We start from the raw sequence: 15,191 nt of genomic DNA, 5'->3' as shown, positions 1-15,191 counted from the left end.
TGGAATGGAGCCCCTATGTCCCACCGTGCCCGTCGTCCCCAGCGCAGCACGTCCTTGCGTGCCGCCTTCTTCGCCACCGCCGTGGCGGGCGGGGTGCTCGCCGCGCCGTCGGCCACGGCCTTCGCGAGCGACACCCCGCCGAAGCCGAAGCCGACCGTCAGCGAGCCCGCGCCCGAGGACGTGGTGAAGAAGAAGCGGGCCGCCGAGGACGCGAAGCAGAAGGCGCCGGGGGCCGTTCCGCGCGGCGGGGTGGCCGCCGGTGACAAGCCCGACAAGCCCGCCGTGCGCGACAAGGCCGAGCCGACGCCGAAGCCCGTCAGCGACGAGGCGCGCAAGCGTCTCGCGCAGCCGCCCAAGGGCGGTGTCGCGGCGGGTGAGCGCCCGGAGTCCGGCAGCGACAACACGGCCACGCTGATCGGTTCGGCCGCGGGCATCGGACTGCTCGCGGGTGCGAGCACCATGGTCCTGCGCCGCCGCGCCACGGTGCGCCAGCAGGGCTGAGGCCTCTTGGTCCGGTCGGCCTGACGCGCGCGGCCCCGGCCCGGCGCCTGCCGGCGAGCCGAGGCGCACGCCGTCAGGCCCGACCGGCCGACCCCGGTCCCGCCGGCCGCGCAGGTCCAGGTTCCGTCGAACCCGCCTGACGCCCGTCCCGGCGCCCCGGCCCGGCTCGGCGATCCACGCCCGGCACACCCCTCGGGCCCGGGGGCCCGGCCCGGCGCACCGCGCGGCCCCCGGCCCAAAGCCCCCGGGCGCACCCCGAGGCCACAGCCCACCGCACCCCGCGGGTCCCGCACCCCGCCCACTCCGCCCACCCCACCCTCGGGCCGACGGCCACCACCCCGTACGGCCCGACCCACCTCTCGGTGGCGCCGCCCCGGTCCCCCTTCACAAGCCCCGGGGCGGCGCCACCGTTCACGGAGCCCTCATGTCCCCTGCGCAGCACCGGACGTCCCGTTCCCACGACGGGGCGTCCCGTACGTCCCCCCGGCGCCCGTACGGCACCCTCGTGTCGATCGCGGGCGGCCTCGCCCTCGTGTGCGCCGCCGTGAGCGGCTGTTCGTCCGGGGGCGGCGCGCGGGCCGAGTCCTCGTCCACGTACACGGTGCGGTCGGACGACTCCCGCACCGAGGAGGGCTCCGCGGGCGGCTCCGGGCGGGAGGCCGAGCGCGGTACGCCCGCGAGGGCCGCCGCGCCCGTGCACGTCGCGGTGCCGTCCATCGGCGTCAGCAGTTCCCTGATGCGGCTCGGCCTCAACGCGGACCGTACGGTCGAGGTCCCGCCGCCGGACAAGGGGATGACCGCGGGCTGGTACACGGGCGGGGCCGTGCCGGGGCAGCGCGGCGCGGCCGTCATCATCGGCCACAACGACACGCGCCACGGCAAGGCCGTCTTCCACGACCTCAAGAAGGTGCGCACAGGCACGGACATCACGGTCCGCGACGCCCGCGGCAGGACGACGCACTTCGAGGTGACCCGCACCGAGACCGTGAGCAAGAAGGCCTTCCCGACCGAGCGGGTCTACGGCGCCACCAACTCCCGCGCCCTGCGCCTGATCACCTGCGACGGCGCCTTCGACGCGCAGGGCCACCCCGTGGACAACCTCATCGTGTACGCCATCGCAAATCGGTAGTCGATGTTCCGCACCCCGTCCAGGCTTCGATGCCCTGGGCAACCAACACGGGCGGCGCCCTGGCCACTTCAGGGCGCAAGGTAGGCTTCGTACGCAAAACTGTTCATGTGTGCGAAGTAGGGAATCAACGGTGTCCGATCCGGGGCGGCTTGTGGCCGGCCGCTACCGCCTCGTCGAGCGCGTGGGCCGGGGTGGCATGGGCACCGTGTGGCGGGCCGAGGACGAACTCCTCAAGCGTGCTGTCGCGGTGAAGAAGCTGCACGTCCCTCCGCACATGGACGACGCCGAGATCCAGACGCTCCACGAGCGCACACGCCGCGAGGCCCGCAGCGCCGCCCGCATCACCCACCCCCATGTGATCGTCGTCCACGATGTCGTGGACGACGAGGGTCTGCCGTGCATCGTCATGGAGTACGTCCCCTCACGCACCCTGGGCGACGCCCTGAAGGAGCGGGGCGCCCTGCCGCCCTGCGAGGCCGCCGAGATCGCCGTCGCCACGGCGGCAGCGCTGCGGGCCGCGCACGACGCGGGCGTCCTGCACCGGGACGTCAAGCCCGCCAACGTCCTGCTGGGGCACGACGGTCGGATCGTGCTCACGGACTTCGGCATCGCCGTGGAGAGCGGCACCCCCTCCTTGACCAGGACCGGCGAACTGGTCGGCTCTGTGCAGTACCTGGCGCCCGAGCGGCTGCGCAGCGCCGACCCCGGACCCGCGTGCGACCTTTGGTCACTCGGCGTGCTGCTGTACCAAGCGGTGGAAGGGCGTCATCCGTTCGAACGGGACACCGCGATGGAGACGGCCTACGCCGTCGCCACCGAACCGCACGATCCCCCCAGGGCCGCCGGGGCGCTCGCTCCCGTGATCGAGGGGCTGCTCGTCAAGGACCCCGGGCGCCGCATGGAAGCGCACGAGGCCGAGCGTCTGCTGCGCCGGGCCACGGAGTCGTCCACGGCGGTCCTCGACCCGGCCCCGCCCCCCGTGCGCCCCGCGCCCGGCGGCCGCGGCCGCCGGGCGGCCCTGTGGTGCGGGTCGGCCGCCGCCGTCGCCGGACTGGTGACGGGCGGCGTGCTGCTGTGGCCCGAGGACGCCGACACCGGCGCCCGGGCTTCCGGCACCCGCCCCGCGGAGCGCGAGCCCTCGCCCCGCTCCTCCGTGCCTCCGCTGCCGCCCGGCTATCACCTGGAGAAGCAGGAGGGCGGCCTCTCCCTGCCCGTGCGGGACGGCTGGAAGCGCAAGGACCTGCGGGGCGGCGACATCGCGTACATCGACCCGTCCGGGCTCGTCGGCCTGCGGGTCAACGTCGCCGAGTTCGCCGGATCGGACCCCCTGGAGCACTGGCGCCGGACCGAGGAGGCCCAGACCCGCCGCGACAACCCGGGATACGAGCGGGTGCGGATGACGTCCACGACCTTCCGCGGAACACCCGCCGGGTACTGGGAGTTCACGTTCGACGGCAAGGCACGCACCTACCGTGCGGTGGAGATGGCGTTCGCCGACGCCGACGGCACTCAGTACGTCGTGTACCTCTCCGCCCCCGACGCCGAGTGGAAGCGGCACCGGCCGGTCTTCGACGCCGCCGTGAAGGGCATACGCCTCAAGAAGTCGTGACGGCCACCACCGGCTGACCGGCCGCGCCGACCCATCGGACAGGCCCTAGCGCCCGCGCGCCGCCTGCACCCGTGCCTCGGTCCGCCCCTGAAGCACCGCCGCCCGCTCCCTGATCGCGGGCAGCTCGGCCCGCAGCGCGGCCCCGGGACAGTCCGTGGTGTAGCCGTCGGTGTGCCCGGCCACCGCGTGGAAGCCGGCGTGCCTGCCCTCCGGTACGCGGCTGAGGCTGTTGCTGGAGACCAGGCGTGCCGTCTGCCGGGGGTCGGTCCCGGCCAGGCCGAGCTTCCACGCGGCGAGCGCGGCGATCGCCTCCGCCATCGGCGCCGGGACGGGGCTGCCCGCCGTGAACGTACCGATCGCGGCGACGCCCGCCGTCCGGTGGTTGAACCCTTGCGTGTGGGCGCCGACGACGGGCTGGTCGACGCCGCCCCCGCGCCCCTCGTAGATCGTGCCGCAGCGGTCGACGAGGAAGTTGTAGCCGATGTCGTCGAACAGCCGGGCGCTGGTCTGGCCCTCCGCGAGGGCGCGGATGATGCGGGGCGCGTCGGCGCAGTCGTACCCGTTGGGCGAGTCGGTGTGGTGGACGAAGACCACGACGACGGGACCGCTGTAGTGCGCGGGCGGCGGCGTCGGCCGGGAGTCGCCCAGCCAGCGCTCGCGCGGCACGATGGCGGGCCTCGCCGCCCGGTGCACCACGGCCCTGGCCTCGGTGTGCCGCCCGCCGCCGCCGACCGCGTCCTCGACCCCGGCCACGCACAGCACGAGGGCGGTCACGGCGAGCAGCCCCGGCAGGCACGCGAGCGCCCAGCGCCCGGCACGGGGCAGCCGCCCCGCCACCGTCTCCCCCAGGGCCCGCAAGGCACGCATGGCCCCACTCTCGCGGCGCCCCGGGCGCCCCGCCCCGTGGACTGCTCCAGTCGAGCGAGCAGGGGCGCGGGCGTACGCGGAGCACCCGGCTCCGAATCACCGCCGAAGCGCCCTCGGAGCACCCCCGAAAAAACACCGGAAAAAACTTCGCGGGAGTTGTCGAGATCGAGTCGCCCGCTCCGACGTCCCCTGTGAGAGTTGCCCATGAGGGGCGACGAGACAGCCAAGGAGTGGCAGCCATGAAGTATCTGGTGATGGTGCAGGGGTCCCAGGCCGACTACGAGGCCATGAGCGGCAAGGCCTCGGAGCACAGCCCGGCGTGGAGCGAGCAGGAACTCCAGGCGATGTTCGCGTTCATGGGGAACCTCAACAACGACCTGTCGGAGTCCGGCGAGCTCATCGACGGCCAGGGCCTGACCGAGCCCGCGCAGACCCGCCACGTCAGCGTCGACGACAACGGCCGCCCGGTGATCACGGACGGGCCGTACAGCGAGACCAAGGAGGTCCTCGCGGGCTACTGGGTCCTGGAGTGCGAGAGCCTGGAGCGGGTCACGGAGATCGCCAAGCGCATCAACGAGTGTCCCGCGCCCGCGGGCTCCCCGAACCCGACGGTGGTCATCCGGACCATCCAGGAGGGCGGCGACGGCGGCGAGGGGTGCTGATCACCGCCGAGACCGGAGCGCCGGTCACCGGACCACCCGGAGTCCCGGTCACCCCACCGCCCGGAACGCCGTCGACCGCACAGAACCGACGCGCCCCCGCGAGGCCCGTGGCCGGCGATGAGCGCGACCGGTGACGTCGAGGACCTGCTGCGCCTGCACGCGCCGCAGGTCCTCGGCGCGCTGGTGCGGCGGTACGGCCACTTCGACGAGGCCGAGGACGCCGTACAGGAGTCCCTGCTCGCCGCCGCCGACGAGTGGCCCGGGCGGGGCGTGCCGGACAATCCGCGCGGCTGGCTGATCAGGGTGGCGTCGCGGCGCCTGACGGACCAGTTGCGCAGCGACGCGGCCCGGCGCCGGCGCGAGGAGAACGCCGCCCGGATGACGCCGCGCGACGCGTTCACCGCGCCCGCGCCCGGTGAGAGCCGCGCCCCGTCGGACGACGACACGCTCACCCTGCTGCTCCTGTGCTGCGATCCTTCCCTGGCGTCCGCCGCGCAGATCGCCCTGACGCTGCGGGCCGTCGGCGGTCTCACGACGGCCGAGATCGCCCGCGCGCACCTGGTGCCGGAGGCGACGATGGCCCAGCGCATCAGCCGCGCCAAGCAGAAGATACGGGGCGCGCCGTTCACCCAGCCGGGCCCGGCGGACCGCGACGGGCGCCTGGCCGTCGTGCTCCAGGTCCTGTACCTCATCTTCAACGAGGGCTACACGGCGACGTCGGGCGCCGCGCTGCACCGCGCCGACCTGGCCCGCGAGGCGATCCGGCTGACCCGCGCGGTGCGCAGGCTGCTGCCCCAGGAGGGCGCGGTGACGGGCCTGTTGGCGCTGATGCTGCTCACCGACGCGCGCAGTGCCGCCCGCACCGGGCCGCACGGCGAGCTGATCCCGCTGGACGAGCAGGACCGCACCCGCTGGGACGGCGAGGCGATCACCGAAGGCACCGCCCTGGTCGAACAGGCCCTGGGCCAGGGCCCCGCGGGCGTCTACCAGTTGCAGGCCGCCATCGCCGCGCTGCACGACGAGGCGGCACGCGCCGAGGACACCGACTGGCCGCAGATCCTCGCCCTGTACGACATCCTGGTGCGCCGCACGCCGGAGCCGATGGCCGAGCTGGGCCGCGCCGTCGCGGTCGCCATGGTGCACGGCCCACGCGCCGGCCTCGACGAACTGGCTTCGCTGGAGGAACGCTTGGCCGGCCACCACCGCCTGGAGGCGGTACGCGGCCACCTCCTGGAACGCGCGGGCGACCCCGAATCCGCCCGCACCGCCTACCAGTTGGCCGCCCAACGCACCCTCAGCCGCCCGGAGTCCCGCTACCTCCAAATGCGCGCGGCACGCCTCGCCCTCCCCCCGACCTGAGCCCCGTCAGGGGCGCGGGGAACTGCGCGACCAGCCACAGCTGAAGCCGCAGGCGCGTCTGCTGGGATCTCGGCAGACGCGTCTGCGGCTTTTCGCGCGCTGAGCGCGCAGTTCCCCGCGCCCCTGACGGGGCTGAGCCCGCCGCTCAAGGCGCCCCGCCAGAAACCGTGTCGGCGAACGCCCGAGCCAGCGGACTGAGCGCGTCCCAGCGGCGCACCGCCCAGCCGACGGACAGCGGCGGCAGGTCGGGGACCGGGAGCAGGCGCAGTCCTGGCGGGCTCTGGGTGCGCCAGCCGGGCAGGCCGGGCACGAGCGCCTGGCCGACGCCGAGTTCGGTGAGCAGCAGCGCGGTGTCCCAGTCGGCGACGCTGGTGTGCCCGTCGGGCCCCAGGTCGAGGTCGGCCAGGGCGGCGTCGAGGCGGGCGCGGGACGTGGCGGCCTGCGGGGGCCTGATGAGCCGGGCGGCCGCGAGGTCGGCGAGGTCGGCGTGCGGCTTGGCCGCGAGCGGGTCGCCGGACTGCACCGCGAGCACCCAGGGCAGCTCGGCGACGGGCCGCTGCTCGATGCCGCGCACGGGGGTGCCGATGGTGACCCAGGCCAGGTCCAGATCGTCGGCGGCGAGCGCGTCGAAGCAGGCCCGGCTCGAACTCGCCGTCTGGAACTCCAGCGTGACCTGCGGGAAGCGCTGCCGGAAAGCGACGACGGCCGTGGCCATGAAGTGTCGTACGGTCGTCGCGCCGGTGGTGACGCGCACCGCCCCGCTCTCGCCGCGCACCAGGTCGCGCAGGCGGCGCAGGGCCACGTCGATGCCGCCGAGGCCGTCGGCCGCGGCGGCGTGCAGGATGCGTCCGGCGGACGTCGGCACGACACCGCGCGCGTGCCGCTCCAGGAGGCTGACGGCCAGCTCCTTCTCCAGGCGTTTGACGTGCTGGCTCACCGCCGACTGCGTACAGGAGAGGTCGCGCGCGACGGCGCTGAGGCTGCCGGCGCGGCAGACGGCGAGGAAGACACGGAGGTCGTCGAGCGTCACGACCCCCAAGCTATCGCTCGGGTCACGGCGGCCGACGCCCGGAGCCGGATCCAGGCACCACGGCCCGGCCCTCTCCTCCCGCCCCCGCGCCTTCGCCCCCCCCCGGAAGCGGTCATGTAACGCGGATCACACATAACCGACCCGACCCACGGGAACGCACACCCCTATTTCACCGTTGAACTAGATGAGAGCCCCGACCGCGATTCCCCCGTCCGGCCGGGGCTCTCACCGTCTCCGAGGCCCGCACGGCGGCCTTGGTCACCCCGCGGCCGAATCCGCCACCGCTTCGAGCTCCCGCCACCCCTTCGAGGGCGAATATGCCAACCGCACCGCGCGCGGCCGGTCCGGGCGGCATCATGCGTCCATGGACGGTCCAAAGACTGTGCAGGTCCTGTTCCCACCCGACGAGTACGCCGCCGTGCTCCGGCACGCCGACCGCCTGGGGATCACGCCCGCGGAGTTCATACGCAGGGCGGCGGCCGTCCACACCGGACAGGAACCCGACACCTGCGGCTCCGGCGGCGCCCGGCGCACGGTGGTCGTGCCCCCGGTGCGCCGCGGCCTCGACGCCCGCGGCGCCCCCGCGCTCCAGCGGTTCCTCGACACCCTCGCGACCGCCGACCCCACCCGGGTCCCGCCCCAGCAACCCACGGTCCGCAGCTGCTCGGGCCCCTGAAACCCCGCCCCCGGGCCGCCCCCACGCCCACCTCAGCCCAGCGACACCTCGGGCCGGTACAGGTCGAACCACAGCGCCAGATCGAGCGCCCGCTCCAGACCCCGCCGTGAGGCCGGCCGCACCTGCGGGGTGTCGCGGTGCGCCAGGCGGCGCAGGGCCTCGCGGTCGACGAGATCGAAGACGGGATGCCCCGTCCGCGCGAGCAGATCCTTGGCGTGCTCCTGGAGCGCGAAGGCGTACTTGGGGTCCTGCGTCGACGGATAGGGGCTCTTGACCCGGTCACAGACGGAAGCGGGCAGGCTGTCCCTGGCGGCCTCCCGCAGCAGCGACTTCTCCCGGCCGTCGAAGGACTTCAGCGCCCAGGGCGCGTTGTACACGTACTCCACGAGCCGGTGGTCGCAGAACGGCACCCGCACCTCCAGGCCCACCGCCATGCTCGCGCGGTCCTTGCGGTCGAGCAGCGCGCGCACGAACCGGGTCAGATACAGGTGGCTGATGGTGCGCATGCGGTACTCGAAGTCGCTCTCGCCGTCGAGGCGCCGGACGGCACCCGCGGCCGCGGCATAGCTGTCGCCGACGTACGTCCGCAGGTCGAGCGCGTCCAGGACGTCCTGACGCAGCACGCCCGTCTCGTCGCCGAGGGTCTCCGCGTGCCGCACCAGCCAGGGGAAGGTGCCGCCCCGCCGGGCCCCCTCGTCGAAGAACTGGAAGTAGCCGCCGAACACCTCGTCCGCCGACTCGCCGGACAGCGCGACCGTCGAGTGCTCGCGGATCGCCTGGAAGAGCAGATACAGCGAGGCGTCCATGTCCCCGAAACCCACCGGCATGTCACGGGCCGTCAGCATCTTCGCACGCACCTCGGGATCGGCGAGGGCCTGCGCGTCCAGGACGATGTCACGGTGATCGGTGCCCGCGAGACGCGCCACGTCATGGGCGTACGGGGCGTCCGGCGTGCCGCGCAACTCGTCCGCCACGAAGTTCTCGCTCAGGCCCGCGAAGTCGACGGAGAAGCTCCGCAGGGTCTCCCCCGAGCCCGCGAGCTGCGCCGCGGCGAGCGCCGACATGGCGGAGGAGTCGAGGCCGCCGGAGAGCAGCACGCAGCGCGGCACGTCGGCGACGAGCTGACGGCGCACGATGTCGTCGAGCAGCCCGCGCACCGCGGCGACGGTCTCGTCGCGGCCGTGGGGGTGCGGACGGGTCTCCAGGCTCCAGTAGACGCGGCTGCGCAGGCCCTCGCGGTCGACGGTGACGACGGTGCCGGGCTCGACCTCGCGCATGCCGTCCCACACGGCGTGCCCCGGTGTCTTCACGAAGGCGAAGACCTCGCGCAGCCCGTCCACGCCGACGCGGGCCCGCGCCAGCGGGTGGGCGAGGATCGCCTTGGGCTCGGAGCCGAACAGGACGCCGTCGGGCGTCGGGTGGAAGTAGAACGGCTTGACGCCCATGCGGTCGCGGACCATGACGAGGCGCTGCCTGCGGCCGTCCCACACGGCGAACGCGTACATCCCGTTCAGCCGCTCGGCGACGCCCTCGCCCCACTGGAGGTAGCCGCGCAGGACGACCTCGGTGTCGGAGCCGGTGCGGAACCCGTGCCCGTGCCCGGCCAGTTCGGCGCGCAGCTCGGTGAAGTTGTACGCCTCCCCGGAGTACACCAGGGCGACGGTCCCGTCGGGCGTCGTCGCCGTCATGGGCTGGCGCCCGCCCGGCAGGTCGATGACGGCCAGACGGCGGTGCCCCAGCGCCGCCGGGCCCTCGATCCAGGTGCCGCGGTCGTCGGGGCCGCGGCAGGCCATCGTCTCCGTCATGGCGTCCAGGGTCGGCGCGTGCGACCGCAGGTCACGGTCGAAAGAGATCCATCCGGTGATGCCACACATGGGGTTTCCTCCTGCCGTCCGGCCGCCCTCCCGGTCGTACGCCCTGAACGGCCGAACTAGATGTAATGGACAGCTATCTCTTCAGGCTCCGCCCCGGAGCCCCGGAGGTCAACGCGCTCCCGACCCGGCGAAGCCGCGCCGCCCCGGGGATTTCGGCCGCCCGGAGGTCCGGGTCAAGGAATCGCCAGGAAGCCCCACCGGGCCGTATCCCGCCCCCGCCTGCCGCGCGGCCGCACGCAACGGCACCTTCCGGCCATCGGCAAAGACTTGCTCAACACATGTGCGCACCCTGGCACGTGAACGGCGGAGGCGGTCCGCCGTCAGTCCGCCGGAGCGGCAGCCCGGAGCAGCGCCTCGGCGTCCTGCCGGGCGTGCTCGATCGCGTCGGGGAAGATCCCCATGCTGTACGCGACGAGCCCGCCCTCGTGCAGCAGCATCAGGGACCTGCCCAGCGACGTCGCGCGACGCGACGCGAGCGGTCGGGCCAGCTCGGTGAGGAGATCCAGCATCCACGCCTTCTGGCCGGTGATCACGGCGTACGCGGGGTGCGCGGGGTCGGTGATCTCCGCATGGGCGTTGATCATGCTGCACCCTCGCGGCAGGCTTCGCTCCGCCCAGTCGCGGGAGGCGTCGAAGACGGCGAGGACGCGGGAGCGGGGCGAGCGGGAGCGCTCCAGGTACCCGGCGAGGAAGGCCCGCCAGCGCTCGTCGCGGTCCGCCAGGTACTCGACGACGATCTGGTCCTTGGAGCCGAACCGGTCGTACAGCGTCTTCTTGGTCACGCCGGCCTCGGCCGCGATCAGGTCGACGCCGACGGCGTGGATGCCGCGCTCGTAGAACAGCCGTCCCGCCGCATCGAGGACCTTGCACGCGCCCGGCGTCAGGAGGACGCGGCGCGGCCCCTGCCCGCGGGCGTCCGCCGCCCGCGCCACGTCCGGTCCACGCGTCCCGTGCTCATCCATGCACCCCACCTCACCACATCGAACCCACCGCCATAGTAAACCGATCTGTATACTCACTCGCAGGGAGTAAACAGATCGGTCTACTTCACTCGTCCATCAGGAGGCTCGCCGTGAACGTCCTGCTCTCCCTCGGATTCGTGGTGACCTGGAGCTCCGGCTTCATCGGCGCCAAGCTCGGCGCGGGCAGCGCGGACGCGATGACCGTCCTGATGTGGCGGTTCCTGCCGCTGGCCGCGGTCCTCGCGCTGCTCGCCGCGACCGTGGCCAGAGCGTCCTGGCGCGGCCTCACGGCCCGTGACCTGGGGCGCCAGGCGGTCGTGGGCGCCCTGTCCCAGAGCGGCTATCTCCTGACCGTGTACTACGCGATCCAGCTCGGCGTCTCCAGCGGTACGACGGCGCTGATCGACGGGACCCAGCCGCTGGTCGCGGGCGCGCTCGCCGGACCGCTGCTCGGCCAGTACGTGTCACGCACCCAGTGGCTCGGCCTCGCGCTCGGCCTGACCGGCGTGGCGATCGTCACGGCCGGGGACGCGGCGACGGGCACCGGCGCGCCCTGGTGGGCGTACCTGGTGCCGTTCCTCGGCATGCTGTCACTGGTCGCGGCGACCTTCCTGGACCGCCGCACGCGCACCGCCGTCGCGCCCTCGGCCGCGATGACCGTGCACTGCGTGACCAGTGCCGTCATCTTCACGGTGCTCGCGCTCGCCCTGGGCGCGGCGGCGCCGGTCGCGGAGACGTCGTTCTGGGCGGCGATCGGCTGGCTCGTGGTCCTGTCGACGTTCGGCGGGTACGGCCTGTACTGGCTGATCCTGCGCCGGGGCGGCGTCACCCGCGTCAACACGCTGATGTTCCTGATGGCGCCGGTGACGGCGCTGTGGGGCGCGGCGATGTTCGGGGAGCCGTTCGGCGTCCAGACCGTCGCGGGCCTCGCCGTCGGGCTCGCCGCCGTCGCGGTGGTGCACCGGGGCGGGGCCGGGCCGGGGCGCGGGGGCCCGCGCCGGGGTCACTCGGGGGTCAAGCAGGCCTGCACGGCGGGGGCGTAGCGGTCGGTGATGTCGGCTATCGCGGTCGCCCGCAGGTGCGGTCCGCGCGCGATGCCGTACATCACGCCGAGCCCGAGCAGCATTCCGACGGCCAGTTCGGCACGCAGACCCGCGTCAGGGCCCGCCAGGCGGTCGCCGAGCCTGCGCACCACCTGGGTGCGGAAGTTGGCGCGCAGGACGTAGCCGTGCTCGCGGTGCAGCGGTGCGTAGACGATGCGCAGGATGGGGTCGGCGCCGCGCTCGGCCTGGCTGGTGAGCAGGTGGTGGACCATGTGGCGGCCGAGGCGCTCCAGGGGCGCGTCGAGCACCTCCTCCGCGTCGGCCTCGAAGGACATGATCCCGGCGAACAGGGCGTCCTTGCTGCCGAAGTACTTCAGGACCAACGGCGGGCTCACCCCCGCGCGTTCGGCCACCGCCTTGAGCGTGATGTCGGTGTGCGCGTGCCGGGCGAGCAGATGGCGGGCGGCACGCACGATCGCGGCCTTCGTCGCCTCGGCGTCGCGGCGCGCGGGGCTCGGCGGGCACGGCGCCGGGTGTGAGGTCGAGCTGGTCATGGTGTCACTTTCCGTCGCTGGCTGCCTTTTTGGGCAACCGGGTCCGAGCGTATGGCGCCGGGCGCCGCGAGGACCACGAATCGGGCGGACGGGACACGGAGACGCCGATCACGGTCCGGTCCGGCGAGTACGCCATAACGCGCGCCATACCCCCTGGGGCACACCGACCGGCGCGCACCCGCCGGAATGCCGGATGTCGGGAACTCCCGGACAGTCCAGACAGGTTGCCCGCCCCCTTCCGGACGGCGGCAATCAGCCACAAGTGAATGCGAATTCACCCCGCACCGAACCCTGGCCACGAATTGCCATTCACCGACCGAGAGTTGACGGTACGTCGAGAAAAGAAGCGCGCCCGGGTGACTGGTCCGAGCCATCCACATGTTCTTCACCGGATACGTGCGAACACGCGCACAGGAACCACGGGAACACACGAGAGGGAACGCCGCGCACTCACGAGAGGGGGCGCGCGAAGAAAAGGTCCAGACCTTCGGCGCGGCGACGACTCCTCTCTTCTCCCCCGACTCTTCTCCCCCGACGCGTCAGAAGGCCGCACCGGTATCAGCCGCGTCCCGCCCCGCATCGCTGTCGCACCCGTACTGCCGCCACAGCGGGCTCCGCCATACTGCGCGCATGGAGAGACTTCGAGTGGGCTTGATCGGCACGGGTCCCTGGGCGACGCAGACGCACGCGCCGGTGCTCGCCGGGCATCCCGACGCCACGCTGTCGGGAATATGGGGGCGCCGCCCGAAGGCGGCGGCCGAGCTGGCGTCCGCGCACGCCACCACCGCGTACGAGGACGTGGACGAGCTGTTCGCCGCGAGCGACGCGGTCGCCTTCGCGGTGCCGCCGGACGTCCAGGCGCCGCTGGCCGAGCGGGCCGCGGCGGCGGGATGTCATCTGCTGCTCGACAAGCCGGTGGCCACCTCGCCGGCGGCGGCGCGGAGCCTCGCCGACGCCGTGGAGCGCGCCGGGGTGGCGTCTGTGGTCTTCTTCACGCTCCGCTTCGCCCCGCCGATGGCTCAGTGGCTGGCGCGCCGGGCCGACGAGGGGCCGTGGTTCACGGCGCGCGCCGACTGGTACAGCTCGTTCTTCGCGGCGGACGGCACCGGCGACTTCGACTCCCCCTGGCGGGCCGCCAAGGGCGGCCTGTGGGACGTCGGACCGCATGCGCTTGCTGTGCTCACGGCGGTGCTCGGCGAGGTCACGTCGGTGACGGCGGCGCCGGGACCCGAGGACACCGTCCATCTGATCCTGCGGCACGCGGGCGGCGCGTCGAGCACGGCGACGCTCACGCTGCGGGCGCCGCGGGCGGCCGAGGGCCTGGCGCTCGAGTTCCGCGGCGAGCGCGGGACGGCCGTGCCGCCGGGGTGGGGCGAGAGCGGCTGGGGCGATTCGACCGATGCGTTTCGGTCAGCGGTCGACGCGTTGGTGCGCTCGGCGGGCGGCGGGGAGCGGCACGCGTGCGACGTACGTTTCGGACTGCGGGTGACGGAAATCCTGGCTGACGCGGAACGACAGGCGGACGCACGAAGGGAGACGGAACTTCCGGCTCAGCCGCCGCCCCGGGCCTCTTGAAGCACACCCGGACACTCGCGCCGCCCGTAACAACACGGGCGGCCGGTACCGTGGCCGCTACGTAATGGCGAGTGACGGCACCGGCCGCAGCCAGTGAACCCAGGAACCGAACCGGGCGGTAACTGCCACGTGGGTACACACTGCTCAGTTTCCGACCACTCAGATCGGAATACGAACAACCGGTCCCGCGCACTACCCGACTGCGACCCCGTAGGCCTAGGGGGTGTCCAACGCCGAGGAATTTCAGCCAATTTCACGCCACTCGAACAGGACGCCCCTGAGTTGTGCCCACGAGCCCACCGACGATCAAACCTGCAGGTCGGTGGTCTCGCGTACTCCATGATGCCGCATCGACTGATCGTTTTCTTCAGGCAATGTTTATGCCCAAAGAAGATGCGAATATTTAGACTGCTGATGCTCAACTCGGCGTGCACGAAGAGGGATTACCCACCATGAACAAGACGGCGCTGCGCGCTCTGCTCCGCGAACGACGCGCCCTCATCGCCCCCGAATCGCACGGGTTCATCCGTTCGACGGGCCAGGGCCGCCGGGCTCCCGGGCTGTCCCAGCACCAGGTGGACCAGCTCCTCCACCGCACGCTCGGCACCTATCACCGGCTGGAGTCGGGCAATTACCCGAACCCGCCGGCCTCGCTCCTGCGGGATGTTGCCCGCCTGTTCGGACTGAATGAGCAGGAATGGGTTTCTCTGTGCCGTTATGCCCTGTTGCAGGATCCTCCCGGGCCGCTGCATCTGTCCTCGGGCAAGGAGATTCCCGGCGTCTGGCAGGAGGCCGTGGACGGCGTGCGGCACATGGCGTACGTCACGGACGCGTCCTGGGACATGCTCGCCCACAACGAGGCCTTCACCCGGATGTTCCCGGACGCCCAGGTCCCCGCGAACGTCATGCGCTGGATGGTCCTCGACCCGGTGGGCCGCGCGCACCTCCTCGACTGGAGTACCGCCTGGGCCCCGATGGTGCTCCCGCAGTTGCGCGCCGCCCTGGCGTCCCGACCTGAGGACGAAACGCTCCGCCAGATCGAGAAGGAGGTCGTGGCCGACCCCGAGACCGCGCCCTACTACGGCGCCGGGCGCCCCTTCCCGCACCCCGACGGCGACGAGCGGCCCCTGATGCACGCCGAACTGGGTCCCGGCTGGGTCACGATGTGCGCCGCTCAGCCCTTGACGGCCCCTGGCGCTCGGCTGATGATCCTCGTGTTCCAACCCGGGAAACAGCGCTCCCATCTGCGCGCGCCCATGCTCCGCTCCCATTGATCCTCCGGTCGGCCCGACCCTCCCATCGGCCCAGCGGGAGTAGCACGGCAGGACGCATGTTCGATGTGGTGCAGTA

At 73.0% G+C, this 15,191-nt stretch carries 14 protein-coding genes; 9 read left to right on the top strand and 5 right to left on the bottom strand.

All coding sequences use genetic code 11. The annotated features are described in order from the left end of the window. The first annotated feature begins 15 nt into the window (after window positions 1-15). From AB6L24_RS14675 to AB6L24_RS14665, 3 genes are all read left to right on the top strand, one after another. The gene (locus AB6L24_RS14675) at window positions 16-501 is read left to right on the top strand and encodes a hypothetical protein (protein ID WP_405655619.1); all 486 of its coding nucleotides are present in this window, start codon (window positions 16-18) and stop codon (window positions 499-501) included. A 424-nt stretch (window positions 502-925) separates the two neighbouring features. Next, a complete protein-coding gene (locus AB6L24_RS14670; protein WP_405655617.1) occupies window positions 926-1,630 on the top strand; it encodes a class F sortase in 705 nt (234 codons plus the stop codon). A gap of 130 nt (window positions 1,631-1,760) precedes the next feature. Then, a complete protein-coding gene (locus tag AB6L24_RS14665; RefSeq protein WP_405655616.1) occupies window positions 1,761-3,239 on the top strand; it encodes a serine/threonine-protein kinase in 1,479 nt (492 codons plus the stop codon). Between the two features lie 45 nt (window positions 3,240-3,284). On the opposite strand, the gene AB6L24_RS14660 is transcribed toward AB6L24_RS14665, so the two are convergent. Beyond that, window positions 3,285-4,106: a peptidoglycan recognition protein gene (locus AB6L24_RS14660; protein ID WP_405655615.1), complete on the bottom strand. Its 822-nt coding sequence runs from the start codon at window positions 4,104-4,106 to the stop codon at window positions 3,285-3,287. A gap of 239 nt (window positions 4,107-4,345) precedes the next feature. On the opposite strand from AB6L24_RS14660, the gene AB6L24_RS14655 reads away from it, so the two are divergent. Together AB6L24_RS14655 and AB6L24_RS14650 are read left to right on the top strand one after the other, a co-directional pair. After that, entirely contained in the window at window positions 4,346-4,768 is a 423-nt protein-coding gene (locus AB6L24_RS14655) for a YciI family protein (RefSeq protein ID WP_380858568.1), read from the top strand. 117 nt (window positions 4,769-4,885) lie between these two features. Further along, on the top strand, window positions 4,886-6,127 hold the full coding sequence (locus AB6L24_RS14650) for an RNA polymerase sigma factor (RefSeq protein ID WP_405655614.1): 1,242 nt from the start codon (window positions 4,886-4,888) through the stop codon (window positions 6,125-6,127). Window positions 6,128-6,272: 145 nt separating this feature from the next. On the opposite strand, the gene AB6L24_RS14645 is transcribed toward AB6L24_RS14650, so the two are convergent. Beyond that, a complete protein-coding gene (locus tag AB6L24_RS14645) occupies window positions 6,273-7,157 on the bottom strand; it encodes a LysR family transcriptional regulator (RefSeq protein ID WP_405655612.1) in 885 nt (294 codons plus the stop codon). A gap of 364 nt (window positions 7,158-7,521) precedes the next feature. Here AB6L24_RS14645 and AB6L24_RS14640 point away from each other — a divergent pair, with 364 nt between their 5' ends. Continuing rightward, window positions 7,522-7,833: a CopG family transcriptional regulator gene (locus AB6L24_RS14640; RefSeq protein ID WP_380858559.1), complete on the top strand. Its 312-nt coding sequence runs from the start codon at window positions 7,522-7,524 to the stop codon at window positions 7,831-7,833. A gap of 32 nt (window positions 7,834-7,865) precedes the next feature. On the opposite strand, the gene asnB is transcribed toward AB6L24_RS14640, so the two are convergent. Both asnB and AB6L24_RS14630 read right to left on the bottom strand, forming a co-directional pair. Continuing rightward, entirely contained in the window at window positions 7,866-9,707 is a 1,842-nt protein-coding gene (asnB, locus tag AB6L24_RS14635) for an asparagine synthase (glutamine-hydrolyzing) (RefSeq protein ID WP_405655611.1), read from the bottom strand. A gap of 320 nt (window positions 9,708-10,027) precedes the next feature. Continuing rightward, entirely contained in the window at window positions 10,028-10,669 is a 642-nt protein-coding gene (locus AB6L24_RS14630) for a TetR/AcrR family transcriptional regulator (protein ID WP_405655610.1), read from the bottom strand. Window positions 10,670-10,779: 110 nt separating this feature from the next. Here AB6L24_RS14630 and AB6L24_RS14625 point away from each other — a divergent pair, with 110 nt between their 5' ends. Continuing rightward, window positions 10,780-11,712: a DMT family transporter gene (locus tag AB6L24_RS14625; RefSeq protein WP_405655608.1), complete on the top strand. Its 933-nt coding sequence runs from the start codon at window positions 10,780-10,782 to the stop codon at window positions 11,710-11,712. On the opposite strand, the gene AB6L24_RS14620 is transcribed toward AB6L24_RS14625, so the two are convergent. Continuing rightward, window positions 11,673-12,266 (bottom strand): TetR family transcriptional regulator, encoded by a 594-nt coding sequence (locus AB6L24_RS14620; protein ID WP_405655607.1) that lies wholly within the window; start codon window positions 12,264-12,266, stop codon window positions 11,673-11,675. The two genes, AB6L24_RS14625 and AB6L24_RS14620, sit on opposite strands and share 40 nt — an antisense overlap. 630 nt (window positions 12,267-12,896) lie before the next feature. Here AB6L24_RS14620 and AB6L24_RS14615 point away from each other — a divergent pair. Together AB6L24_RS14615 and AB6L24_RS14610 are read left to right on the top strand one after the other, a co-directional pair. Further along, window positions 12,897-13,841, top strand: a complete 945-nt coding sequence (locus AB6L24_RS14615; protein WP_405655606.1) for a Gfo/Idh/MocA family protein — start codon at window positions 12,897-12,899, stop codon at window positions 13,839-13,841. A 452-nt stretch (window positions 13,842-14,293) separates the two neighbouring features. Next, complete coding sequence (locus AB6L24_RS14610; protein WP_405655605.1) at window positions 14,294-15,115, top strand: helix-turn-helix domain-containing protein; 822 nt, start codon at window positions 14,294-14,296, stop codon at window positions 15,113-15,115. Window positions 15,116-15,191: the final 76 nt, after the last annotated feature.

It is taken from the genome of Streptomyces sp. RK9, from assembly GCF_045070545.1.
GTDB lineage: Bacteria > Actinomycetota > Actinomycetes > Streptomycetales > Streptomycetaceae > Streptomyces > Streptomyces alboflavus.
Note: the sequence above shows the minus strand (reverse complement) of the source record. Positions and strands in the feature narration are given on the sequence as shown.

What these genes read in the sequence shown, in the direction of transcription:
- AB6L24_RS14675 (WP_405655619.1), top strand. Translation starts at nt 16, where the DNA reads ATGTCCCACCGTGCCCGTCGTCCCCAGCGCAGCACGTCCTTGCGTGCC.
- AB6L24_RS14670 (WP_405655617.1), top strand. Translation starts at nt 926, where the DNA reads ATGTCCCCTGCGCAGCACCGGACGTCCCGTTCCCACGACGGGGCGTCC.
- AB6L24_RS14660 (WP_405655615.1), bottom strand. Translation starts at nt 4,106, where the DNA reads ATGCGTGCCTTGCGGGCCCTGGGGGAGACGGTGGCGGGGCGGCTGCCC.
- AB6L24_RS14655 (WP_380858568.1), top strand. Translation starts at nt 4,346, where the DNA reads ATGAAGTATCTGGTGATGGTGCAGGGGTCCCAGGCCGACTACGAGGCC.
- AB6L24_RS14650 (WP_405655614.1), top strand. Translation starts at nt 4,886, where the DNA reads ATGAGCGCGACCGGTGACGTCGAGGACCTGCTGCGCCTGCACGCGCCG.
- AB6L24_RS14640 (WP_380858559.1), top strand. Translation starts at nt 7,522, where the DNA reads ATGGACGGTCCAAAGACTGTGCAGGTCCTGTTCCCACCCGACGAGTAC.
- asnB (WP_405655611.1), bottom strand. Translation starts at nt 9,707, where the DNA reads ATGTGTGGCATCACCGGATGGATCTCTTTCGACCGTGACCTGCGGTCG.
- AB6L24_RS14630 (WP_405655610.1), bottom strand. Translation starts at nt 10,669, where the DNA reads ATGGATGAGCACGGGACGCGTGGACCGGACGTGGCGCGGGCGGCGGAC.
- AB6L24_RS14620 (WP_405655607.1), bottom strand. Translation starts at nt 12,266, where the DNA reads ATGACCAGCTCGACCTCACACCCGGCGCCGTGCCCGCCGAGCCCCGCG.
- AB6L24_RS14615 (WP_405655606.1), top strand. Translation starts at nt 12,897, where the DNA reads ATGGAGAGACTTCGAGTGGGCTTGATCGGCACGGGTCCCTGGGCGACG.
- AB6L24_RS14610 (WP_405655605.1), top strand. Translation starts at nt 14,294, where the DNA reads ATGAACAAGACGGCGCTGCGCGCTCTGCTCCGCGAACGACGCGCCCTC.